Source organism: Streptomyces sp. NPDC127098 (genome assembly GCF_042722465.1).
Lineage (GTDB): Bacteria > Actinomycetota > Actinomycetes > Streptomycetales > Streptomycetaceae > Streptomyces > Streptomyces millisiae.
The window spans coordinates 1-19,913 of the sequence record NZ_JBHXFJ010000084.1 but is presented as its reverse complement, the minus strand read 5'-3'; the positions used below and the strand labels follow the sequence as shown (position 1 = coordinate 19,913).

Annotated in this window: 21 protein-coding genes and 1 pseudogene; 6 read left to right on the top strand and 16 right to left on the bottom strand. The window is 74.5% G+C overall.

Features of this window, described 5'->3' with window-relative positions; genetic code table 11:
* Nucleotides 1–129: 129 nt before the first annotated feature.
* On the bottom strand, nt 130–1,353 hold the full coding sequence (locus tag ACFWI8_RS32875) for a sensor histidine kinase (protein ID WP_387099042.1): 1,224 nt from the start codon (nt 1,351–1,353) through the stop codon (nt 130–132).
* Between the two features lie 78 nt (nt 1,354–1,431).
* Here ACFWI8_RS32875 and ACFWI8_RS32870 point away from each other — a divergent pair, with 78 nt between their 5' ends.
* Nucleotides 1,432–1,848 carry an ankyrin repeat domain-containing protein gene (locus tag ACFWI8_RS32870; RefSeq protein ID WP_387099040.1) on the top strand — a complete coding sequence of 139 codons (417 nt, stop codon included), beginning with the start codon at nt 1,432–1,434 and terminating at the stop codon, nt 1,846–1,848.
* 70 nt (nt 1,849–1,918) lie between these two features.
* Here ACFWI8_RS32870 and ACFWI8_RS32865 read toward each other — a convergent pair whose 3' ends face one another.
* The 7 genes from ACFWI8_RS32865 to ACFWI8_RS32835 all read right to left on the bottom strand — a co-directional run bounded on the left by ACFWI8_RS32865 (nt 1,919) and on the right by ACFWI8_RS32835 (nt 10,120).
* Entirely contained in the window at nt 1,919–3,160 is a 1,242-nt protein-coding gene (locus tag ACFWI8_RS32865) for a DUF418 domain-containing protein (RefSeq protein ID WP_387099038.1), read from the bottom strand.
* 118 nt (nt 3,161–3,278) lie between these two features.
* The gene (locus ACFWI8_RS32860) at nt 3,279–4,406 is read right to left on the bottom strand and encodes an amidohydrolase family protein (RefSeq protein ID WP_387099036.1); all 1,128 of its coding nucleotides are present in this window, start codon (nt 4,404–4,406) and stop codon (nt 3,279–3,281) included.
* A complete protein-coding gene (locus ACFWI8_RS32855) occupies nt 4,406–5,749 on the bottom strand; it encodes a glutamine synthetase (protein WP_387099034.1) in 1,344 nt (447 codons plus the stop codon). The genes ACFWI8_RS32860 and ACFWI8_RS32855 overlap by 1 nt, the downstream gene beginning before the upstream one ends.
* A 54-nt stretch (nt 5,750–5,803) precedes the next feature.
* Nucleotides 5,804–6,694 carry a DUF3152 domain-containing protein gene (locus ACFWI8_RS32850; RefSeq protein WP_387099032.1) on the bottom strand — a complete coding sequence of 297 codons (891 nt, stop codon included), beginning with the start codon at nt 6,692–6,694 and terminating at the stop codon, nt 5,804–5,806.
* Between the two features lie 60 nt (nt 6,695–6,754).
* Entirely contained in the window at nt 6,755–7,546 is a 792-nt protein-coding gene (locus ACFWI8_RS32845) for a hypothetical protein (protein WP_387099031.1), read from the bottom strand.
* Between the two features lie 48 nt (nt 7,547–7,594).
* The gene (locus ACFWI8_RS32840) at nt 7,595–8,128 is read right to left on the bottom strand and encodes a SigE family RNA polymerase sigma factor (protein WP_387099029.1); all 534 of its coding nucleotides are present in this window, start codon (nt 8,126–8,128) and stop codon (nt 7,595–7,597) included.
* Between the two features lie 411 nt (nt 8,129–8,539).
* Nucleotides 8,540–10,120 carry an MDR family MFS transporter gene (locus ACFWI8_RS32835; RefSeq protein WP_387099028.1) on the bottom strand — a complete coding sequence of 527 codons (1,581 nt, stop codon included), beginning with the start codon at nt 10,118–10,120 and terminating at the stop codon, nt 8,540–8,542.
* Between the two features lie 113 nt (nt 10,121–10,233).
* On the opposite strand from ACFWI8_RS32835, the gene ACFWI8_RS32830 reads away from it, so the two are divergent.
* Nucleotides 10,234–10,824 (top strand): TetR/AcrR family transcriptional regulator, encoded by a 591-nt coding sequence (locus ACFWI8_RS32830; RefSeq protein ID WP_387099027.1) that lies wholly within the window; start codon nt 10,234–10,236, stop codon nt 10,822–10,824.
* Nucleotides 10,825–10,894: 70 nt separating this feature from the next.
* The gene (locus tag ACFWI8_RS32825) at nt 10,895–11,425 is read left to right on the top strand and encodes a GNAT family N-acetyltransferase (protein ID WP_387099026.1); all 531 of its coding nucleotides are present in this window, start codon (nt 10,895–10,897) and stop codon (nt 11,423–11,425) included.
* Between the two features lie 195 nt (nt 11,426–11,620).
* Here ACFWI8_RS32825 and ACFWI8_RS32820 read toward each other — a convergent pair whose 3' ends face one another.
* Entirely contained in the window at nt 11,621–11,851 is a 231-nt protein-coding gene (locus ACFWI8_RS32820; protein ID WP_387099024.1) for a hypothetical protein, read from the bottom strand.
* On the opposite strand from ACFWI8_RS32820, the pseudogene ACFWI8_RS32815 reads away from it, so the two are divergent.
* A pseudogene (locus tag ACFWI8_RS32815) lies at nt 11,796–12,032 on the top strand (DUF397 domain-containing protein); the annotation flags it as partial. The gene ACFWI8_RS32820 and the pseudogene ACFWI8_RS32815 sit on opposite strands and share 56 nt — an antisense overlap.
* A gap of 77 nt (nt 12,033–12,109) precedes the next feature.
* Here the strand turns inward: ACFWI8_RS32815 and ACFWI8_RS32810 are convergent.
* Together ACFWI8_RS32810 and ACFWI8_RS32805 are read right to left on the bottom strand one after the other, a co-directional pair.
* Nucleotides 12,110–12,373, bottom strand: coding sequence for a DUF4190 domain-containing protein (locus tag ACFWI8_RS32810; protein WP_387099022.1), 264 nt, complete (start codon nt 12,371–12,373; stop codon nt 12,110–12,112).
* The gene (locus tag ACFWI8_RS32805) at nt 12,370–12,534 is read right to left on the bottom strand and encodes a hypothetical protein (protein ID WP_387099020.1); all 165 of its coding nucleotides are present in this window, start codon (nt 12,532–12,534) and stop codon (nt 12,370–12,372) included. Before ACFWI8_RS32805 ends, ACFWI8_RS32810 begins: the two co-directional genes overlap by 4 nt.
* Before the next feature lie 77 nt (nt 12,535–12,611).
* Between ACFWI8_RS32805 and ACFWI8_RS32800 the strand changes: the two genes are divergently transcribed.
* Complete coding sequence (locus tag ACFWI8_RS32800; RefSeq protein ID WP_387099018.1) at nt 12,612–13,223, top strand: TetR/AcrR family transcriptional regulator; 612 nt, start codon at nt 12,612–12,614, stop codon at nt 13,221–13,223.
* Nucleotides 13,224–13,265: 42 nt separating this feature from the next.
* On the opposite strand, the gene ACFWI8_RS32795 is transcribed toward ACFWI8_RS32800, so the two are convergent.
* From ACFWI8_RS32795 to ACFWI8_RS32775, 5 genes are all read right to left on the bottom strand, one after another.
* Nucleotides 13,266–14,042, bottom strand: a complete 777-nt coding sequence (locus ACFWI8_RS32795; protein WP_387099016.1) for a class I SAM-dependent methyltransferase — start codon at nt 14,040–14,042, stop codon at nt 13,266–13,268.
* Nucleotides 14,039–15,895 carry a phosphatase PAP2 family protein gene (locus ACFWI8_RS32790; protein ID WP_387099014.1) on the bottom strand — a complete coding sequence of 619 codons (1,857 nt, stop codon included), beginning with the start codon at nt 15,893–15,895 and terminating at the stop codon, nt 14,039–14,041. Before ACFWI8_RS32790 ends, ACFWI8_RS32795 begins: the two co-directional genes overlap by 4 nt.
* 72 nt (nt 15,896–15,967) lie before the next feature.
* On the bottom strand, nt 15,968–17,158 hold the full coding sequence (locus ACFWI8_RS32785) for a GDSL-type esterase/lipase family protein (RefSeq protein WP_387099012.1): 1,191 nt from the start codon (nt 17,156–17,158) through the stop codon (nt 15,968–15,970).
* An 8-nt stretch (nt 17,159–17,166) separates the two neighbouring features.
* Nucleotides 17,167–17,751, bottom strand: a complete 585-nt coding sequence (locus ACFWI8_RS32780; protein ID WP_387099010.1) for a TetR/AcrR family transcriptional regulator — start codon at nt 17,749–17,751, stop codon at nt 17,167–17,169.
* 48 nt (nt 17,752–17,799) lie between these two features.
* Complete coding sequence (locus tag ACFWI8_RS32775; RefSeq protein WP_387099058.1) at nt 17,800–19,056, bottom strand: MFS transporter; 1,257 nt, start codon at nt 19,054–19,056, stop codon at nt 17,800–17,802.
* Between the two features lie 138 nt (nt 19,057–19,194).
* Here ACFWI8_RS32775 and ACFWI8_RS32770 point away from each other — a divergent pair, with 138 nt between their 5' ends.
* The gene (locus ACFWI8_RS32770; protein WP_387099008.1) at nt 19,195–19,761 is read left to right on the top strand and encodes a CGNR zinc finger domain-containing protein; all 567 of its coding nucleotides are present in this window, start codon (nt 19,195–19,197) and stop codon (nt 19,759–19,761) included.
* Nucleotides 19,762–19,913 lie beyond the last annotated feature (152 nt).

Below are 19,913 nucleotides of genomic sequence, written 5' to 3'. Positions count from 1 at the left end.
CCGCGTCAGCGAGCCCTGGGACAGCCGGCCCGCGCTCTTCACGGCGGATGGCGGGGGCCCGCCGGGCGTCCGGATCCGGGGATCCTGGGCTTGACGCACCGGCGACGCACATGATCGACCGGACAAGTCCTAGCCGACGGGCTCCGCCGCGCCCCGCGGCAGCGGCAACGGCAGGCGCGCGCTGACGCGGAAGCCGGGAGCCGCCTCGCGGTTGGCGGCGGTGAGCTCGCCGCCGAGCGCGCGGGCCCGGGCGGCCATCCCCGCGATGCCGCTGCCGAGCGCGCCCGCGTCGGAGGCGCCGGCGCCGTCGTCCTCGACGCGCAGCCGCAACTCGCCGGGACCGTACGCGAGATGCACCTCGGCCGTGCTGGCACCGGCGTGCCGGGTCACGTTGGTCAGCGACTCCTGGACGATCCGGTAGGCGGCCAGCGAGATCTGCGCCGGCACCACCGGCGGCTCGCCCTCCGTCGTGACCCGCACCCGCAGGCCCCCCACCGAGGCCCGCTCGGCGAGCTCCGCGATCCGTTCGAGCCCCGCGGGCGCCGGCTCGGTCGGCGCGGCCTCGTCGACCTGCCTCAACACCCCGAGCGTGGCCCGTAGTTCGCGCAGCGCCTCCTTGCTGGTGTCCCGCACGAACTCCAGCGCCGTCACCAACTCGGCCGTCTGCCCCGGGCGTTTGGCGCTGCGGTGCAGGGCGGCCGCCGACTGGACGTTGATCAGCGAGATGTTGTGGCCCAGCACGTCGTGCAGCTCGCGGGCTATCCGCAGCCGCTCCTCGGTCGCCGACTGCCGCGCCCGGCCGTCCCGCTCCCGCTCGGCGGCCAGCATCCGCTGCTCGACCTCCTGCTGGTAGGCGGAGCGCACCCGCATCGCGTGCCCCAGCGCGATCAGGCTCACCACCCAGCCGCTGAGCATCAGCAGGGCCACGTTGTCCACGTGCCGCACCCCGTCCTCCGCCAGCGTCTCGCCGTACGTGACGAACAGCACGGCGATCGCGGCCAGCGTGACGGCGGCGGCCAGCTGGCCGGCCCTGGCCACCGTGTACAGGGCGGCGACCAGGGCGATCATCGGCGTCGCGCCGTCGGCGGAGGACAGCGGGTAGTAGCCGAGGCAGGCCAGCAGGGCGCCGGCGGCCACCGCCACCGGCCACCGGTGCCGCACCCCGAAGGCGGCCCAGCAGGCGGTGCGCAGCGCGATGTCGCCGCCCAGCGCGAGCGGGCCCAGGTCCAGGTCACGGAAGAACAGCGCGCCGGTCTCCACCAGCAGCACCACGCCGAGCAACGCCATGAGCACGTCCACCCGGAACCACGGCTCGGCCGCGCCGGGGGACCTGCGGGGGAATGTGAGGGCCATGCCGGCCAGAGTACGTAGGCTTGGGCCAAGCAGCGCGGTTCCGCTCCCGCCTGCGGTTTCGACCGAGGAGGCGTCCCCATGACCGGCCCCGCACCGGAGAGCAACGAGCCCGCGCACGACCCCGAGGTGCTCCAGCTCGCCGCCAAGGTCTTCGACCTGGCCCGGGAGGGCGACACCGACACCGTCGCCGCCTACGTGGACGCGGGGGTGCCGGCGAACCTCAGCAACGACAGGGGCGACACGCTGCTGATGCTCGCCGCGTACCACGGCCATGCCGACACGGTGCGGGCCCTGCTCGAACGTGGCGCCGACGCGACCCGGGTCAACGACCGCGGCCAGACCCCGATCGCCGGTGCCGTCTTCAAGGGCGAGATCGACGTCGTCCGCACCCTCCTGGACGCGGGCGCCGACCCCTCGGCCGGCCAGCCCTCCGCCATCGACACGGCCCGCATGTTCGGCCGCACTGAGCTGCTGCGGCTCTTCGGCACGGAATAGCCCGCGGCGCGAGGCCACCCGCGGCCACCGGCCGCGCCACGCGGTGCCTGCCGCCCGGCCAGGACCGCGCCTACGGCGCGGAGCGCGCGGGGTGGGGGCCGTAGACGCCGCGGCGGAGGAGGGATTCGGCCGGGCCGGGGGCGTCGGGGCGGCGGCGTTCGTGAAAGTCCGCGGCGAGGACCGTGGTCAGCCAGACGGCGCAGGCGAACAGCGCCATCGTCGCGCTCGACAGGTGCGCGCCGAGGCCGATGCCCCAGGCGGCGAGGACGGGCGCGAAGAGGAGGGAGTGGGCGAGGTAGCCGGAGAGCGAGCGTCTGCCGAGCGCGGCCACGGCCCGCGTCGCTCGGCCGGGACGGCGCAGGCGCCCGGCGAGGAGCGCGAAGACCGCCACGTAGCCGAGGCCGGCGAACGGGCCCGTGGCCTCGGATATCAGCCGGAGCGAGCCGCCCTCCGAGATCGCGTCCGCCGGCACCCGCACGGCCCCGACGTGGGCCAGCGCCCCGGGGAGGCCGCCGAGCCAGCCGACGGTGATGCCGACGACCGCCGTCCACCGCAGCAGCCGCCGACGGGGCGCCGGCTCCTCCAGCACCCGCCGGCGCGCCGCCCAGAACCCCAGCAGCATCACCAGGAACATCGGCGCCGCGAGGAAGCCGCCGGCCAGCGTGACGAACGCCCAGGTCGTCAGCCGGGTGCCGGCCGCGGCCAGCGGGTCGTCCTCGCCGGCGGCGTACACCACGGTGGTGGGTTCGGTCGGGGCGTCCCCGAGCCGTCCGAGGTCGCCGGCCGCGACGGCGGTCACCGCCGGCCACGCCGAAAGCAGCACGAGGGCGAGGGCCACGGCGGCCCCGACCAGCACGGTCCGGTCGCCGCGGCGGACGAACAGCCAGCCGAGCAGCAGGCTCGCCACCCCGTAGGCGCCGGTGATGTCGCCGGCCATCAGGAATGCCGCGTGCGCGAAGCCGATCACGATCAGCCACAGGCCGCGGCGCCGCAGCAGCCGGACGGCGTCGCGCGGCGTGGCGCCGCGGGCCGTCTGCCGGAGGTAGAGCTGCGTCATGCCGTAGCCGAAGAGGAAGGCGAACAGCGGGTATACCCGCAGGTCGAGGCAGGTGATCATCACGAACTGCACCACCCGGTCGGCCGGTGATCCCTCGTCGGGGTGCCAGCCGGACGCGCCGTGGTGGGCGGCGTACAGGTGGAAACCGGTGTTGGAGAGGCAGATGAGCAACAGCATGACGCCGCGCGCCAGATCGGGCGCCAGCGCCCGCTCCGCAGCCCGCACGGGCCCGCGGGCCACCGACTGACTTCCCATGCGGGTGACGCTAGGAGCGGCGGCGGACGGCGGGTATCGGTCACCGGGCCCGCCGTTCGACGACCAAAGTCGCCGCGCGGCGGGGGTGCTGTCGGCCGAAGGTTGACGGCGGCCCGCCTCAGCCGCCAGGCGGCAGTCCGTAGAGGCGGCGCGCGTTGCCGCCGCCCAGCAGCCCCGCGACCCTGGCCGCGTCGGCGGGCGCCCAGGAGCCGTCCTTGACCCAGCCGTCCAGGAGTTCGCCGAGCCCCGCGGTGAAGGAGCGGGAGCCCACCAGGTAGAGCTCGGGCAGCCCGTAGGCGTCGGTCGAGAACAGCAGCTTGCCGAACGGCGTCAGCTCCAGCGCCTCGGCGAGCACCGCCCGCGACCTGGCTCCGGTGTGACCGAGGGTGAGGCCGACGTCGGCGTAGACGTGTGGGTGGACGGCGGCCAGGTAGCCGGCGCCCCGGTGGTAGGGGTAGCAGTGCAGCAGCACCAGGCGGCAGCCGGTCGGGCGGACCGACCGGACGAAGTCGCTGAGCAGCAGCGGATCGGCGTCGGGCAGCCGCAGGTCGGGGTCGCCGAAGCCGGTGTGGATCTGGAGCGGGAGGCCGCTCTCGGCCGCCGACCACAGCAGGTGGCGCAGCAGTACGGGGTCGGTGAGCCGGCCGCCGGGCCGGCGGTCGGCGAGCCAGTGGCCGGCGGCGGCGCGGAGTTCGGCGCCGGTCGGCGGGGTCGGGTCGAGGGCGAGGCCGTACCGGTAGGCGGCGATGGACTTGAACGCGACGGCGGTGCGCGCGGCCTCGGCGACGGCCTCGGCGAGCCGGTCGGGGAACGCGGCGGCGTCGGGGTCCCGGTCGGCCACCGCCTCGGCCAGCGTCTCCAGACGGACGATCTCGTGCGCGGGCGCCCCGGCGGCCTCGGCGAGCTCGGCCGGGGTGAGGAGGTCGCCGGGGAGGCCGGTGTCGACCAGCAGGGTGCTGAGGCCGGCGGCGCGCAGCAGCCGGCGGGTGACCTCGGGGGTGCCGAGTTCGCGGCGCCGCGCGAGGTAGTCGTCCGGCGGGCAGTTGGCGGGGAGGTCGAGGACGGGGGCGCACCAGCGGCGGACGGCGAAGCCGAGTTGGCTGTCGAAGTGGCTGGTGCCGGGCGCGGGCGGCGCGTCGGACTCGGTGAGCAGCGAGCCGAAGTGCGCGGTGTCGACGGGGCCCTGGCGCAGGACGCCGTGGCAGTGCTGGTCGACGAGGTCCATGCGGTCAGCGGTGTCCGTCATCAGTACCGCTCCCTGGTGGCGGCGGCGATCTGCTCCGGCGTGGACGTGGCGAACAGCGCGACCTCGCCCTGCCGGACGGCGAGGATCGCGCCGTACAGCTCCTCGCCGAGCGCGGTGCGCAGCACGGTCGAGGCCTCCAGGTGGTCGAGGGCGGCCGGCAGCGACTCGGGCAGCCGGGGTGGCGGGGCGACGCGGCGTTCCGCCGGGTCGCCGACGACCGGCTGCGGCAGGGTGAGCCCGTCGGCGGCCCCGGCGAGGCCGGCGGCGATGACGGCGCCGGTCACCAGGTACGGGTTGGCCGCCCCGTCGAAGCACTTGACCTCGGCGTTGGCGGCGTCCTGGTCGTCGGGCGCGCCGGTGACGAAGCGGACGGCGGCCTCGCGGTTCTCCAGGCCCCAGCACTGGAAGGCGCCGGCCCACACGGAGGGCCGCAGCCGCAGGTAGCTGGCGGGGCTGGGGGCGCCGATGGCCAGCAGCGCGGGCAGTTCGCGCAGCACGCCGGCGAGGAACGCCTCGCAGATGGCGCTCATGCCGTACGGGCCGTCGCCGTCGCGGCAGGCGTTCTTGCCGCCGCGCCAGAGGCTGAGGTGCAGGTGGCGGCCGTTGCCGAGGCTCACGGTGTCGACGACGGGCGCGAAGGAGGCGGCGAGGCCGTGCCGGTGGGAGACGGCGCGCACGGTCTCGCGGACCAGCACGGCGTCGTCGGCGGCGGTGACGGGGTCGGCGGGCCTGGCGGAGATCTCGAACTGTCCTGGCGAGTACTCGGGGTGGAGTTGGAGCAGCGGCAGCCCCTGGGCGGCGAACGCCTCGGCGAGGTCGCGGACGTAGTCGGAGGACTCGACGAGCCGGCTCATGCCGTAGGCGGGTCCGGCGCCACCGGCCGGCACCCGCGTCTCCCCGGAATCACCCGGACGTGTGACGACCCATTCGGTCTCGAAGCCCATCCGCACTTCCAGGCCGTGCTCGGCGAGCGCCCGCTCGGCCTGCCGGCGGGCGAACCGCCGCTGGCAGGCCGCGTAGGGGGCGCGGGTCTGCTCGTAGCGGTCGGCGGGCGCCCAGGCCCAGCCGGGCTGGGCGGCGAGCACGGTGAGCCGGTCGAGGTCGGGGACGAGCCGCAGGTCGCCGTCCGGGCCGCCGATCCTGGGGCTGCTGGTGATGGAGTCGTCGACGAGGAAGACGTCGAAGACGGGCGACATGCCGACGCCGCGCCGCACGGCCTCCACGAGCCGGCCCACCGGCACGGCCTTGACGCGGGTGAGCCCGGCGTTGTCGACCCAGGTGAGGGCGACGGCGCTGACCTTGGCGGCGCTGAGGCGCTGCATGAGCTGCTGTTCCGGCTCCATGCGCGCACCTTGCCGGTCGTCGGGAGCTCGGCGCAACCGGCCCACCACGGCGTGTCACGGCAGGGCGGGGCCCGAGAGGTAGGTGCCGTTCTCGTCGTAGGGCCAGGCGTTGGCGACGCAGCCGTCCAGGCCCTTGATCTGCTGCATCATCGCGGGGGCCGGCGCGCCGGGCTCGGAGCAGCCCTCGTGGCCGTGCCCGAGGTAGTGGCCGACCTCGTGGTTGACGATCAGCGCCCGGTACTCCTCGACGGGGCCGGGGAACTGCGGCGAACCCTCCACCCAGCGGCGGAGGTTGACGACGACGGTCTGGGCGACGCTGCAGTTGACCTCGCCTCGGGTGTCGAGGCCGTACTGGCCGCAGATGGCGTCGACGGTGCCCGGGGTGGCGATCTGGACGACGAAGTCGGCGGGGCCGTCCCCGACCAGCTGGAAGCCGGTGTCGCCCTCGGCGGTCCAGCCGCGTGGGTCGGCGAGGATGACCTGGACCTCGGCGGCGGCCTCGTCCGGGTCGAGCTCGATGCCGTCCTCGACCTCCAGGCGGTAGGTGAGGACGGCGTCGCCGCCGACCGGTTCGCCGCCGCCCCCGGCGACGCGGAAGGTGCCGGGCCCGGTCTCGGGGACGGGTATCTCCTCGTCCTCGTTCTCGTTCTCGTCCTCTGTCGGTTCGATTTCGATGTCGAGTTCGGGCTCCGGATCCGGCTCGGGTTCGGGCTCGGGCTCGGGCGTGGGTTCGGACGCGGCGGGCGCCTCGGTGGCCGGCGACTCGGCGCCGGCGTGCGTCTCGGCCAGCACGTCGTCCCGCATCACGATCCGCAGCGTCACCACCGCGACGCCGAGCACGACGATCAGCGTGGCGCCCCTGAGGAGGCGGGCCGCGCGGCCGGGGCGTCTACGGCGTCGCGCGCCCCGTCCCGACGGATGGGCACGACGGGCTCGGGTGCCCATGGTGGTTCCTCTCTGGTGGTACTTGTGATGCTGCTGTGGCGCCCGTGCGCAGATGCCAGGTTATGACGCCATCGATTGCGCCAACTCAGCGCCCTCCAGGAGGAGTTCACGGGCGTCCTGGCTCTCGGCCACGGCCGTCAGGTCCGCGACGTCCACGGGCAGCGCCCCCTCCTCCCCCGAGTCGGCGGCCACCGCGACCGTGGCCTCGGTGCCGCTGTAGGGGAAGACCACCCGCAGCCCGGCGGCCGACTGGCCGTCCGGCGTGGTCCGGACGGCGGCCGGGGTGCCGCCGGAGAGCTGGAGTTCGGTGCAGGTCTCGGTCGATTCGCTCGCCTCGCAGCGCCAGGCGTCCGGGTCGGCGTCGGGGGTGGCCGAGAAGGTGATCTGGTACGCGGCGTCCGAGCCCGTCACGCCCCGGTAGCGGGCGATGTCGTAGTCCGTCGCCGAGACGGCGCCCACGCCCGGCAGCAGCTCGCTGAGCAGCGCGGACACACGCGCGCGGTAGTCCACGGCGCGGGCGTGCGACTCGGGGTTGTCCTGGCTCGGGACCGGGGTGGACACGGTCGGCCCCGGCAGCCCCGGCTCGGTCGCGGTCGACGCCGGTGGCTCGGCCACCATGTCGTCGTCCCCCGGCGGCACGAAGCCGACCGCCAGGACGGTGGCGAGCGCGGCGGCCGCGACGCCGCCGCCGGCCGTGGCCAGCCGGGCCCGCGCCCGGCGGCGGCGCCCCAGCAGGAGCGCTCCGGGCACCAGGTCGACGGGGGGCGCCAGGCCGCCGACCGCATGTTCCATCGCCCGCCTGAGCTCCGGCTCCTCGGCGTGGAAGTAGTGCACGGTCGTCCCCTTCGTCATCAGTTCTGTCGTTCGTCGTTCGTCGTGCGGCGCGTTTTCAGGGTGGCCTCAGCGGTCCGGCTCGGCACCGAGGCTCGCGTAGAAGTCGGCGTACGGCTCGGCGCGCAGCTCGACGCCGTCGAGGCGGGTGCGCAGCAGCGCGAGCGAGCGGGAGCAGGTGCTCCTGACCGTGGACTGGCTGCACCGCATGAGGCCGGCCACGGTCGCCACGCTCAGGTCCTCCCAGTAGCGGAGGATGAGCATCGCCCGTGCCCTGGGCGGCAGTTCACCGAGCGCGGCGAGCAGCGTGACGCGCAACGCCGGGTCGCCTGGCGCGGTGGGGTTGTCCTGGACGGCGTGCGCGCGCCGGCTGAGCAGTCCCCTCCGCTGCTCAGCCAGGAAAGTGCGGGTCAGCACCGTGCGGGCGTAGGCGTCGATGTTGTCTGCGCGCATCGCCCGTGGCCAGTAACGCAACAGCCGCACCAGGGTGTTCTGGACGAGATCCTGCGCCCGGTGGGTGTCGCCGCACAGCAGCACGGCCGTGCGGTAGAGCCGGCTCTGACGGGCGCGCGCGTACTCCTCGAACTCCTGGTCGTAGCCCATCCACTCTCCGTCTTCGAAGCGCGGTGCCCTTCCCGCGACTGTCACCCTGTTCGAGTCGCCGAGGGCGACAGAAGGCTGAGTAACGATCGCATAACGCACCGACGCCCGCGCACCCCCCTAGGTTTGGGGAGCGCACGGGCGCCTCGCACGAACGTCGACCGCAAGACCGCAAGACCGCAAGGCCGCAAGGCCGCAAGGTCCGGAACAGGCCGCAGGGCCAGGAAGCCGCCAGGCCGTGAGGCCCCGGGGCCCGCGCTCGCTCCAGCGCCTGGGGCCCGGGGCCAGGGCCCCGGGGCCCGGAAGCCACGGGGTCCGAGGATCAAAGCGCCGAGGCCGAAGCTCCCCGGCTCGGGCCGACCGCGCGGCCCGCACGATCGGTGCTGCGGTCCTTCGGACCGGTAGGCCGGCAGGTCAGACAGGCTCGACGACCGGCCTGTCCTCGTCGGCGCGCGCGTCGGTCGGCCCGTCGTCCGGGCCGCCGCGCAGCGGGACCTCCTCGACGAACAGCGCCAGCACGAACGCCGCCACCGCGATCACCCCGCCGACCAGAAAGGCGAGCTGGGTGCCGGAGGCCACCGCGTGCTCGTACACCTCGCGCACCTGGTCGGGCAGCGCGGCCAGGCTCGCCCCGTCAAGCGCCGCCGACCCCAGATCGGCGCCGCCGCCCGCCGCCCCGCTGGCGGCGGCCATCTCGTCGTTCACCCGGGAGGTGAACAGCGCGCCCATGATGGCGACGCCGAACGAGCTGCCCACGGTGCGGAAGAGGGTGGAGGTGGAGGAGGCCACGCCCATGTCCTTCAGCTCCACGCTGTTCTGCGCGACCAGCATCGTGGTCTGCATCAGGAAGCCCATGCCGGCGCCGAGCACCGCCATGAAGAGGCCCGACGTCAGCCGGCTGGTGCCGGTGTCCATCGTGGAGAGCAGCAGCAGCCCGACCACCATCAGCGCGCCACCGGCGATCGGGAACATCCGGTAGCGGCCGGTCTTCGTGGTGGCGCGGCCGGCGATCATGGACACCGCCATCATCGACAGCAGCATCGGGAGGAGCTGGAGTCCGGAGTTGGTGGCCGAGGCGCCCTGCACGGCCTGCTGGAACAGCGGCAGGTAGAGCGTGGCGCCGAACATCACGAATCCGACGAGGAAGCCGATCGCCGCCATCAGCGTGAAGTTGCGGCTGCGGAAGATGTGCAGTGGCATTATCGGCTCGGCGACCCTCGTCTGCGACCAGACGAAGGTGACCAGCGAGAGAGCGCCGAGGACGGCGAGGCCGACGATCTGCGCGGAGCCCCAGTCGTACTCGGTGCCGCCCCAGGTGGTGACGAGCACGATCGAGGTGATGCCGACCACGAGCAGCACGGCGCCGAGGTAGTCGATGCGGTGCGGGGAGCGCCGCTTGGGCAGGTGCAGCACCAGAGCCAGCATGACCAGGACCGCGCCGCCGAGCGGCAGGTTGATGTAGAAGGTCCAGCGCCAGCCGAGGTGGTCGGTGATCAGGCCGCCGAGCGAGGGGCCGCCGATCATCGCCAGGGCCATGACGCCGGCCATCATGCCCTGGTACCGGCCGCGTTCGCGGGGCGGCACCAGGTCCCCGATGATCGCCATCACGCCGACGAGCAACCCGCCGGCGCCCAGGCCCTGTACGGCCCGGAAGGCGATCAGCTGGCCCATGTCCTGGGCGAGTCCGGAGAGCGCCGAGCCGGCGAGGAAGATGACGATGGAGGTCAGGAAGGAGCCCTTCCTGCCGTACATGTCGCCGATCTTGCCCCAGATCGGCGTGGCGGCGGCCGTGGCCAGCGTGTAGGCCGTGACCACCCAGGACAGATGCTCGGTGCCGCCGAGCTCGCCCACGATGGTGGGCATGGCGGTGCCGATGATCATGTTGTCCAGCATCGCGAGCATGATCGCGATCACCAGGGCCAGGACGACCGGCGTCAGGTTGCGCTGCGCCGCCCCCTCGACCTGCCCCTGACCTTCGGCCCGTTCCTGGGACACGATGACTTCCCCTTCTCCCTTACTTGCCGCCCGGCAAGTTGAGTACCCTGGAGACGGTAGAGCGGCTACTTGCCGGCCGTCAAGTAAGTAATGAGTAAAGTGGGAGCACAAGGATGAGCGGCACGCGCCCTGCACGTCGGTCCGACACCCGACAGCGCATCCAGGAGGTCGCCCTGGAGCTGTTCGCCGAACAGGGCTACGAGAAGACCTCGCTGCGCGAGATCGCCGAGCGTCTCGATGTCACCAAGGCCGCGCTCTACTACCACTTCAAGACCAAGGAAGACATCATCAGCAGCATCTTCGAGGACCTGACCAGGCCCGTCGACGAGTTGGTCAGCTGGGCCCAGGGGCAGCCCGCGACGCTGGAGACCAAGCGCGAGGTGCTGCGCCGTTACGGCGCGAACCTGGCCGCCGCCCAGCCGCTCTTCCGCTTCATGCACGAGAACCAGGCCACCCTGCGCGACCTCACCATCCGCGACGCCCTCAAGGAACGCATGGGCCACCTGCTCGGCCTGCTGGTCCCCGAGGACGCCCCGCTCCCGGCCCGCCTCCGGGCCACCACCGCCTTCATGAGCCTGCACGCCGCGGTCTTCGCCCTCAGCGCCTTCGACGGCCCCGACACCACGCTCGACGAGCGACTCACCGCGGCACTGGAGATCGCCGACGAGCTGATCGCCTCGGCCCACACCCTCACGACGGCCTGACCCACCCACCGGCCGCCGGCGCGCCCCCTCCCCCGCTTTGAGCGCCCCACGCCGCGCCTAGGATCGGCTCGTGGCGGGGAACCCGGTGTCGTTGCGGAGGATCGAGTTCGCCGACTGGCGTGACGTGCATTCGTGGGCGCGCCTCCCCGAGACCTGCCGTTTCCAGACCTGGGGACCCAACACCGAGGAGGAGACACGCGCTTTCGTGCGCGGGGCGGTCGAGGCGTGGGCCCGCGTGCCCCAGCGGAGGTTCGCCTTCACAGCCCACCGAGCGGCTGCCGTGGTGGGCATGGGAGAGCTGCGCATCCGCAGTTCCGCGCAGCGTCAGGGCGAGATCTCCTACGTCGTGCACCCGAACGCCTGGGGAGCGGGCATTGGCACGGCGATCGGGACAGGACTGCTCCGGCACGGGTTCGAGGCGTTGAGCCTGCACCGCGTCTACGCGACCTGTGATCCGCGGAACGTCGCCTCGGCCCGGGTGCTGAGCAAGCTCGGCATGAGGTGGGAGGGACGGCACCGTCACACCGCTCTGATCCGGGACGGGTGGAGGGACTCGGAGACGTTCGGCATCCTTGAGGGTGAGTGGGCTCACCTCGGGTGATCGAGCGACACCCGGCTCCACCCGGCTCCCCATGAGCGCCCACGGCACTGCGGCCCCGGCCGAGCTGGCCCGGGGATGTCATGTGGTCCACACAGCCTGGTTCTTCGAGCACGACCAACCGCGGGGTCTCTCCGCGAGGTGCTTGGTTTTCCCAAGCACCTCGCGGAGAACAGCCAGGCAGAGCGGCGCGTCCGGCTACTCGGCCCCGACGGCCCGGAGCTCGTCGAACGGCACCTGCCACTCGTGGCCACCGCCGAGCGGACGCACGAACGCGGGCCGCCTCACGACCCGGTCGCCGTCACGGCCGCGCTCGATCAATCCGTCCATCAGCCTGCCTCGACGGCCGGCCCCGTCCTCGACCACCGTCCCCTTGGGAAACGGCAGGCCGCGCGCCCACTCCAGCCGCACGGGGCTGTTGCACGTCACCCCCCATCACCGCGCTTCCGCCCTCAGCAACGCCGCCTGGCGCACCAGCAGTTACAGCAGCGGAAATGGCCAGTGCGTCGAGGTGGCGGACGGCATCGCCGCCCTCGTTCCCGTGCGGGACAGCAAGTCTCCCGACGGGCCGGCCCTCATCGTCCAGGCCGCCGGCTGGACTTCGTTCCTCGCCACCGTCAAGGCGCGGGACCTCCGCGCCGAACGGCGCACCCGCCTGGGTCGGCGGCGCCCCGCGCGTGGGCCGGTTCAGGCGGCGAGGTGCCAGGAGATCGTCGCGTCGTTCGCGACCAGCGCCGCCAGCACCGCCAGGTCGGCGACGCCGAGGGCCAGACCGGCGGCGGCGCGGCCGCGCCGCCCCGTGCCGCCGGTCAGCGCCAGCGTCGCGAGCACCAGTGCCAGCGGGCCGAGCACGAGGTTGAACACCAGCAGGCCGACGAGGCCCGAGACGAACGACCACAGGGCCATCGAGTCGGCGGTCTCGACGTCCCGCGCCGCCGCGCGGGCGCTCATCGCCGCTCCTCCGCCCCGGCGCGGCGCCGCTCCCGCAGGGCAAGCGCCACCAGGTAGCAGCCGATGGCGGCGCCCACGACGAGGGACGCGGTGGGCGGGATGTGCGCCGCGGTGCCCAGCAGGACACCGAAGACGGCGACCGCCACGACGAGGAAGAGCATCCGACCCACCAACCTACTCGCGGTAACCTACCACCAGTAGGGTACCGCGAGTAGGTTACCGGCGGTAGGGTCGCCGGGTGACGACCAGGCGGCAGCGCACCCGCATGCCGCGCGCCGAGCGCGCGGCGCAGATCCTCGACATCGCCGAGCAGTTGTTCTGCGAGCGCGGCTACGCGCTCGCCACCATGGACGAGTTGGCCGAGCGCGCCGGGGTGTCCAAGCCGGTGATCTACGACCACTTCGCCTCCAAGGAACGGCTGCTGCTCACCCTCCTGGCCCGCGCCCGCGCCGAACTCCTCGACGCCACCGTCCGCTCCCTGGCCGGCCACGCCGAGCCGCGCGAGGCGCTGCGCGCCGCGCTGCTCGCGTTCTTCCGCTTCATCGACGACCACCGCGCCAGCTGGTCGGCGCTCAACCGCGAGTCCGCGCTGCTGTCCGGCGACGCGGGCCGCGAGGTCGAGGCGCTGCGCGCCCAACAGGCCGACGTGATCGCCGACTTCCTGCACGGCGGCGGCCTGGCGGCCGACCCGGCGACGGCCGCCGCCCACGCCCAGATCGTCATCGGCGCCGGCGAACGCCTCGCCCTCTGGCAGGAAGGCCACCCAGAGCTGACCGCCGAGGCCGCCACGGACCGGATGCTGGCCGTGCTCTGGCACGGCCTCGGCACGGCCGCCGGCTCCGGGGCCTGAGCGTCGACCCACGCCACGGCGAGCACGGCCGGGCACCCCGCGTCACGGAACGGCGCGGACCAGCACCAGTGAGCCGTCGTACGTCGGTTGCCGCCGTAGCGCGCCGAACCGCTCGTCCCAGCGCCCGGTTTCGAGGTCGTGCCGCAGCCGCGCCACGTACTCCTCGGCCAGGGCCGGCTCGACGAAGGACCAGGCCGAGCAGGCCTGCCGGGCGCCCGGTTCGAGGAGGCGTTCCGGGCGGCCGTAGTACGCCTCGTTGAAGCCGTCGACGCAGTCCAGCGGGATCGGGACCGGCTCCACGGTGGCCTGTCCGCCGAGGAGTTCGGCGATCCGGCGCGGCGCCGGGTAGCGCCGCGCCTCGGCGTCCAGGACGGCGGGCGCGTACTCGTACAGCCAGAAGTCGCGCACCAGCGCCGGGTCGCAGGTCAGCACGGCCACCGGACCGCGCGTCACCCGCCGCAGCTCCCGCAGCCCGGCCGCCAGGTCGCTCCACTGGTGCACGCTGAAGGTGGTCATCGCGGCGTCGAACGCCCGGTCGGGGAACGGCAGTTCCTCCGCGGTGGCGGCCACGGCCGGCGCGCGGTGCGCGGGCCGCTGGTCCCGCATCGTGCGCGACGGCTCGACGGGCGTGACCTGCCGGTCCGTGGACTCGTAGGAGCCGGCGCCCGCGCCGACGTTGACGACGGTCACGGCGTCGCCGAGGGCCCGCTCGATGGCGGCCGCGATGCGCGGGTCCGGCCGCCGGTAGCCGGCGTAGCCTGTGCCGATCGTCCCGTAGTCCGCGTCCCCCGCGCTGCCGTCCCCTGTTTGTTCAGTCATGGAACAAATCTAGCGCCGTCGCGATCGGGGGCGCGGTCCCGCTCAGCTGCCGGATGAGGGGCGGGAGCCCGCGACTCGCCGGTGGGCTCGCCGGGCACCGGTTCCCGTCCGGCGAGCCGACGCCGGTCCGGCGCTTCCGGCGCGCCCCCGACCACCGCCGGCTCCGCTCCGCCGTGCCGACGCCGGACGGCCCGGCCGCCAAGACCTGAGGCAGCGAGCCCGCCGGCCACCACCAGCACGCCGCCGACCGCGTCCAGCAGGTAGTGGTTGGCGGTGGCCATGATGACGACCGTGGTCAGCAGCGGGTAGGCGAAGCCGGCGACCCGCAGCCAGCGGTAGGGGGCGTGCCGCCACAGCATCACCGCGCACCACAGGGACCAGCCCACGTGCAGCGACGGCATGGCCGCGTACGGGTTGGTGATGCCGGTGAGATGGCCGTAGCGCGGGTCGTCCAGGTCCTGGACGCCGTTGGCCGTGTCGATGTAGCCGAGGCCCGGCATCAGCCGGGGCGGGGCGAGCGGGTAGAGCCAGAAGCCGACGAGGCCGAGCAGCGTGGTGAACGCGAGCGCCCGGCGGCCGGCCCGGTAGGCGGCGGGGTGGCGGACCAGCAGCCAGCCGAGGATGGTCAGCGGCACCGCGAAGTGGAAGGTGGCGTAGGCGAAGTCCATCGCGTCGGCCAGCCAACCCACGCCCGCCACGGCGTGGTTGAGCCCGTGCTCGATGTCGGCCCGGAGCGCGCGTTCGAGGTCGAGGACCTGGTGGCCGTGCGCCTCGGCCGCCTCCCGGTCGCCCCTGGCCTGGGAGCGCACCCAGGAGTAGCAGAAGTAACCGACCCGGATCAGCAGCAGTTCGAGCAGCAGGTTGGGCCGGCCGGCCTCGCCGGCCCGCACCGGCCGCTCCCACCGTGGCGAGGTGCGCGGCAGGAAGCGGACGAGGCAGGCCGCCGCGAGGGCGGCGAGCAGCGGCACGTTCTCGCCGACCGGGGCCAGCCAGGCCAGCTTCGGCACCAGCGCGCCGCCGTCCAGGACCAGCGCGAGCACCAGCAGCACCGGCCACACCGGGCGGTCGGCGGTGCGCCGCCCGACCCGGCCGGCGAGCGCCGCGACCAGCCACAGCTGGCCGAACGCCCAGGGGGCCGGCGTGGCGGCGAGCCCGGCGCAGCCCAGCACGGCGGCGGCGAGCAACGGCTGGTCGTCGCGCGCGAAGCGGACCGCGCGGCGCAGCGCGAGGACGCAGACGGCCCCGGCGAGCGGCAGCAGGAGCGCCACCTCGGCCGGGCCGTGCGCCCCGAGGCGGAGCAACGCGCCGTGCAGCGACTGGTTGGCGAGCACCCCCGCCGCGACGTCGGACGCCCAGGGGGCGCCCGTGCCGGCCACCAGGGAGAGCCCGCCGCCGACGAGGAACGCGCCCCCGGCGGCCCGAGCCGGGGCGCGCCGCCCGGTCAGCCACAGCAGCGCGCAGAACAGCAGCAGCGCCGGCTGGAACACGGCGCCGAGGCCGATCAGCACGCCGCCGCGCCGGCCGCCCCAGAGCCAGCCGGCCAGCACCGCCACGACGGGCAGCGGCCCCGGGCCGCCGCCGTCCCACGCCTCCCACAGCGGGCGCGCGGCGGCGAGCAGCGACAGCACCGCCGGCGCCACCCACCGCCCGGTGAACGGCAGGGCAAGCGCCACCAGCAGCCCGAAGGCGAGGAGCAGGACAGGCGTGCCAACCAACTCGCCGACGGAGTCCACCCGTTGGTCGGCGGTCCGGGCCACGACGCGCCAGGCCGTCGCCGCGCCCGCCACCGCCCACCACAGGCCGGGGACCAGCCGGTCCGGCCACCGCCGCCGTACGTTGCCGCTCTCGGTCACCCGCCACCCCTGTGCCCTGGCCCGCCGGTGTCGGCGGGACGAACAATCCGATGACGGAAAGCTACCGCTTGACTACTCGACCGCGGGGGCGAACGGCGCACGCCGGCCGGCGAACACCCGCTCGGCGAAGCGCTCGCCGATCCGGCGGTGGGTGGCGGCGTCCGGGTGGAGCCCGTCGGGCAGCGGCAGTTCGGCGAAGTCGGCCGCGCCGTACAGCTCCCGGCCGTCGAGGTGGTGCAGCCGCGGGTCCTCGGCCGCGCGCCGCTCCACGATCCCGGCCAGCTCGTCCCTGATGACGCCGAGCGTCAGCTTCCCCGCGGCGCGCTCGGCGGGGTCGCCGGTGGCAATGAACCGCACCTGGCCGGCGGCGAGCGCGTCGGGGTCGAAGGCGCAGGGGCCCGGGGTCTCCTCGTGGATCGGGCAGTGGATGGGCGAGACGACGAGCAGCGGCGTGTCGGGGTGGCCCTCGCGGATCGTGTCGAGGAAGCCGTGGACGGCGGGGCCGAAGGCGCGCAGCCGCATCAGGTCGGCGTTGACGATGTTGATGCCGATCTTGACGCTGATCAGGTCGGCCGGGGTGTCCCGGATCGCCCGGGCCGTGAAGGGGTCGAGCAGGGCGCCGCCGCCGAAGCCGAGGTTGACCAGCTCCACGCCACCGCGCGCGGCGGCGATCGCCGGCCAGGTGGTGGTGGGGCTCGCGGCGTCCGAGCCGTGGCTGATGGAGCTGCCGTGGTGCACCCACACGGGCCGCCCACGCGCCGGTGTCGGCTCCACGGGGGCGTCGGTGCGCAGCGCCACCAGCTCGGTGGTCTCGTTGTGCGGCAGCCAGATCTCGACGTCCTTGACGCGGTCCGGCAGGCCGGCGAATCGGAGGGTGGCCACCGGCCCCTGCTCTCTCGTGGTGGCCCCGGTGGCCAGGTCGACGGTGAGCACGTCCCCGCCGGTGGCGGTGGCCCGCCCGGCCGGCTCGCCGTCGACCAGCAGCTCGTAGACGCCGTCCGGGCGGGGCGGGGCGCCGGGGTAGACCCGCCTGGTGGGCAGCGTGTCCAGCTCGACGGCGGTGGCGCGGGTGGTGAACGCCAGCCGCACGCCGGACGGTTGGGACTCGGTCATCGCGAGCTGGGCGTCGGCGCACTGCGCGCGGGCCCTGGCGGGCAGCCGGTGCGGCAGCAGGCCGCGCCCGGTCCGCTCCAGGTCGAGGGCGCCGCGCAGCAGCTCGGCGGTAATGGGGGTGGTGAGGGTGGTGAGGGGTGTGTCGTTCATGTCGATCGTCAGTCGTCCGTGGGTGGGGTGGCGGGCCAGTTCCGCAGGGTGGCGTCGAGGGCGTCGAGGATCCGGGACCAGCTCTCCCCCGGGTCCGGCGCGCTGTGACCGAACCCGCCGGCGAGCTCCAGGCTGACGTAGCCGTGGAAGACGCTGCCGAGCATCCGGACGGCGTGCGTCTGCTCCGGCTCGGGCAGCTCGTAGCCGCGGAGGATCGCCCGCGTCATCCGCGCGTGCCTTGGTCCCGCGCTGGCGGCCGCCTCGGCCGGTTCGAGCCGGAGCCTGGCGGCCGCGTAGCGGCCCGGGTGTTCCCGGGCGTAGTCGCGGTAGACGTTGGCGAACGCCGCCAGCGCGTCCTTCCCCGACCGCCCGGCGAGGGCCTCGGCGGCCCGGTCGGCGAGCTCGTCGAGCGCGAGCAGCGCGATCCTGACCCGGAGATCCCGGGAGCTCTTCACGTGCGAGTAGAGGCTGGCGACCTTGACGTCGAACCGCCGGGCCAGCGCGGAGACGGTCACCTGCTCGAACCCGACCTCGTCGGCCAGCTCCGCCCCGGCCCGCGCCAGCCGCTCACCGGTGAGCCCCACCCGTGCCATATCGCTCCCCCTTTCAGCCTGAAGCTATTATGAGATTACCTAAAGGCTTTAGGCAAGTGGGCGAAGGGCCGCAGCGGTGACGTTCCGCAGGTACGGCACCAGCGTCGCCGCCGTGGCCACCGCGAACACCGCGAAGGCCGGCCGGGTGCCGACCGCCTCCGCGAGCAGGCCCATCAGGGCCGCGCCCAGCGGCATGGCGCCGAAGCTGAAGAGCCGGGCCGCCGCGTTGTAGCGGCCGAGCAGTTCGTCGGGGACGGCCCGCTGGGCGATGGTGCGGGCGTTGACCGACCAGAGCGTGCCGCCCGCACCGCCGAGCAGGGCGCCGACCGCCACCGCCCAGACGCTGCCGGTCAGGGCGGGCAGCGCCATCATCGCGGCGGTGCCGACGAGGTCGGCGAACATCGCCCAGCGGACGCCGAGCAGCCGGTTCACCCGGGTCACGACGAGTGCGCCGGCGAGTCCGCCCACGCCGAGGGCGCTGAGCACGACGCCGTACCGCTCAGGACCGACCCCCATGACCTGCTGGGCGTGGAGCGGCATGAGCGCCAGCCAGCCGCCCCAGCCGGCGGAGAGCACCGCGACGAGCAGCGAGAGCGTGCGCAGCACCCGGTCCCGCCAGAGGAGCCGCAGCCCTTCGACGACGCGGCCGTTGACCGAGCCGGGACCCACGCCCCCGGCGGGCCCCGCGGCGCGGAAGCGCCCGGCGAGCAGGAACAGGGAGAGGGCGGCGACGGCGTACGCGGCGCCCGTGGCCCCGAGCGCGAGGCTGGTGCCGGCGGCCAGCAGCAGCCCGCCGACGAAGGGCCCGGCGAACTCCTGCCCCACGGTCTCGGCCCCCACCATCCAGGCGTTGGCGCGCTCCCGGCCGGCGGCCGGCACGGCGGCCGGGACCAGCGCGGAGGCGGCGGTGGCGGCCAGCACGTCGGCGACCCCGAGGACCACCCCGGCGGCCAGCAGCCGGCCGAGCGTGAGCCCGCCGGCGACGGCGGAGGCGGTGAGGGCGCCCATCGCCGCCAGCCGCATCCCGTTGGCGGCCCACAGCAGCAGCCGCCGGTCGAAGCGGTCGACGAGGACGCCGATGTGCAGGGCGAGGAGCAGCCAGGGCAGCGTGAGGGTCAGCGACACGGCGGTCACCTGGGCGGGCGACTCGGTGAGCTGGGCGGCGAGCAGCGGGAGGGCCGTCTTCAGCACGCCGTCGGCGAGGTTGGTCGCGGCGGTGAAGCCGACCAGGACGGCCGTGTTGCGGCGGCGCGGGTCCGGTGGGCCGGCGACCCCCTCGATCCGCGTTCGCCCGTCCACCTTCACCTTCGTGAGCACGACCGCCCCCTAACCACCTAACGGCTTTACCGGTGAGGAGCACTCTGGCACACCAGGACGCCGCCGACAACCGGCAAAACACTTAGCCGGTAGAGTGGCGAAGGGAACCGCAGGAGGTGCACCGCGATGCTGGAGCCGCCGGCCTCGGCCGTACTGGTCGAGGCGTTCGCCAACACCGTCGACGTGGAGGCGGCGAGCGACGAGTTCGCCACCCCGGACGGGTTGGCCGCCTGGCTGCGGGGCCGGGGCCTGCTCGCCGCCGCGGCGGCCGGGATCACGCCCGAGGCGCACGCGGCCTACCTGGCCCTGCGCGCCGGCATCCGCGAGGAGTTGGGCGCCCACGTCGGCGACACCCCTGACCCGGCGCTGCTCGCCGCCGCCGACCGCGCGCTGGCCGAGCACCCGGTGCTCGTCACGGCACGCGGCCGGCTGACGCCGGCGCCCGGGCTGTCACCGGAGCGCGAACCGCTGGTCGCGCTCGCGATCGCCTGGAGCGAGCTGGTCGCCACCGGCGACGCCGCCCGCCTCAAGCGCTGCGCGGAGCACACCTGCGGGTGGGCGTTCTGGGACGTCTCGAAGAACCGCAGCCGCCGCTGGTGCTCGATGCGGGTGTGCGGCAACCGCAACAAGTCCCGCAGCTACGCCTCCCGCCAGCGCCGCGCGGCCGGCCACGAGGACCCCACGACCGACTGAGCTTGTTCTTTATCCTTTCGGCCGTTGTAGGGCGGTAAGGGTCTTCTCGCGGCGGACGGTTTTGCCCACGTCGTAGCGGGGTGCCCGGCGTCTGTTCGGGGTGCCGGGTGGCCGTCCGGGTCCGGGTCGATTGGGTTTCGGTGCTCTGGCGG

Excerpts from the sequence above, each read along its gene's own strand:
- ACFWI8_RS32875 (WP_387099042.1), bottom strand. The coding sequence starts at position 1,353 with ATGGCCCTCACATTCCCCCGCAGGTCCCCCGGCGCGGCCGAGCCGTGG.
- ACFWI8_RS32870 (WP_387099040.1), top strand. The coding sequence starts at position 1,432 with ATGACCGGCCCCGCACCGGAGAGCAACGAGCCCGCGCACGACCCCGAG.
- ACFWI8_RS32865 (WP_387099038.1), bottom strand. The coding sequence starts at position 3,160 with ATGGGAAGTCAGTCGGTGGCCCGCGGGCCCGTGCGGGCTGCGGAGCGG.
- ACFWI8_RS32860 (WP_387099036.1), bottom strand. The coding sequence starts at position 4,406 with ATGACGGACACCGCTGACCGCATGGACCTCGTCGACCAGCACTGCCAC.
- ACFWI8_RS32855 (WP_387099034.1), bottom strand. The coding sequence starts at position 5,749 with ATGGAGCCGGAACAGCAGCTCATGCAGCGCCTCAGCGCCGCCAAGGTC.
- ACFWI8_RS32850 (WP_387099032.1), bottom strand. The coding sequence starts at position 6,694 with ATGGGCACCCGAGCCCGTCGTGCCCATCCGTCGGGACGGGGCGCGCGA.
- ACFWI8_RS32845 (WP_387099031.1), bottom strand. The coding sequence starts at position 7,546 with ATGACGAAGGGGACGACCGTGCACTACTTCCACGCCGAGGAGCCGGAG.
- ACFWI8_RS32840 (WP_387099029.1), bottom strand. The coding sequence starts at position 8,128 with ATGGGCTACGACCAGGAGTTCGAGGAGTACGCGCGCGCCCGTCAGAGC.
- ACFWI8_RS32830 (WP_387099027.1), top strand. The coding sequence starts at position 10,234 with ATGAGCGGCACGCGCCCTGCACGTCGGTCCGACACCCGACAGCGCATC.
- ACFWI8_RS32810 (WP_387099022.1), bottom strand. The coding sequence starts at position 12,373 with ATGAGCGCCCGCGCGGCGGCGCGGGACGTCGAGACCGCCGACTCGATG.
- ACFWI8_RS32805 (WP_387099020.1), bottom strand. The coding sequence starts at position 12,534 with ATGCTCTTCCTCGTCGTGGCGGTCGCCGTCTTCGGTGTCCTGCTGGGC.
- ACFWI8_RS32795 (WP_387099016.1), bottom strand. The coding sequence starts at position 14,042 with ATGACTGAACAAACAGGGGACGGCAGCGCGGGGGACGCGGACTACGGG.
- ACFWI8_RS32785 (WP_387099012.1), bottom strand. The coding sequence starts at position 17,158 with ATGAACGACACACCCCTCACCACCCTCACCACCCCCATTACCGCCGAG.
- ACFWI8_RS32780 (WP_387099010.1), bottom strand. The coding sequence starts at position 17,751 with ATGGCACGGGTGGGGCTCACCGGTGAGCGGCTGGCGCGGGCCGGGGCG.
- ACFWI8_RS32770 (WP_387099008.1), top strand. The coding sequence starts at position 19,195 with ATGCTGGAGCCGCCGGCCTCGGCCGTACTGGTCGAGGCGTTCGCCAAC.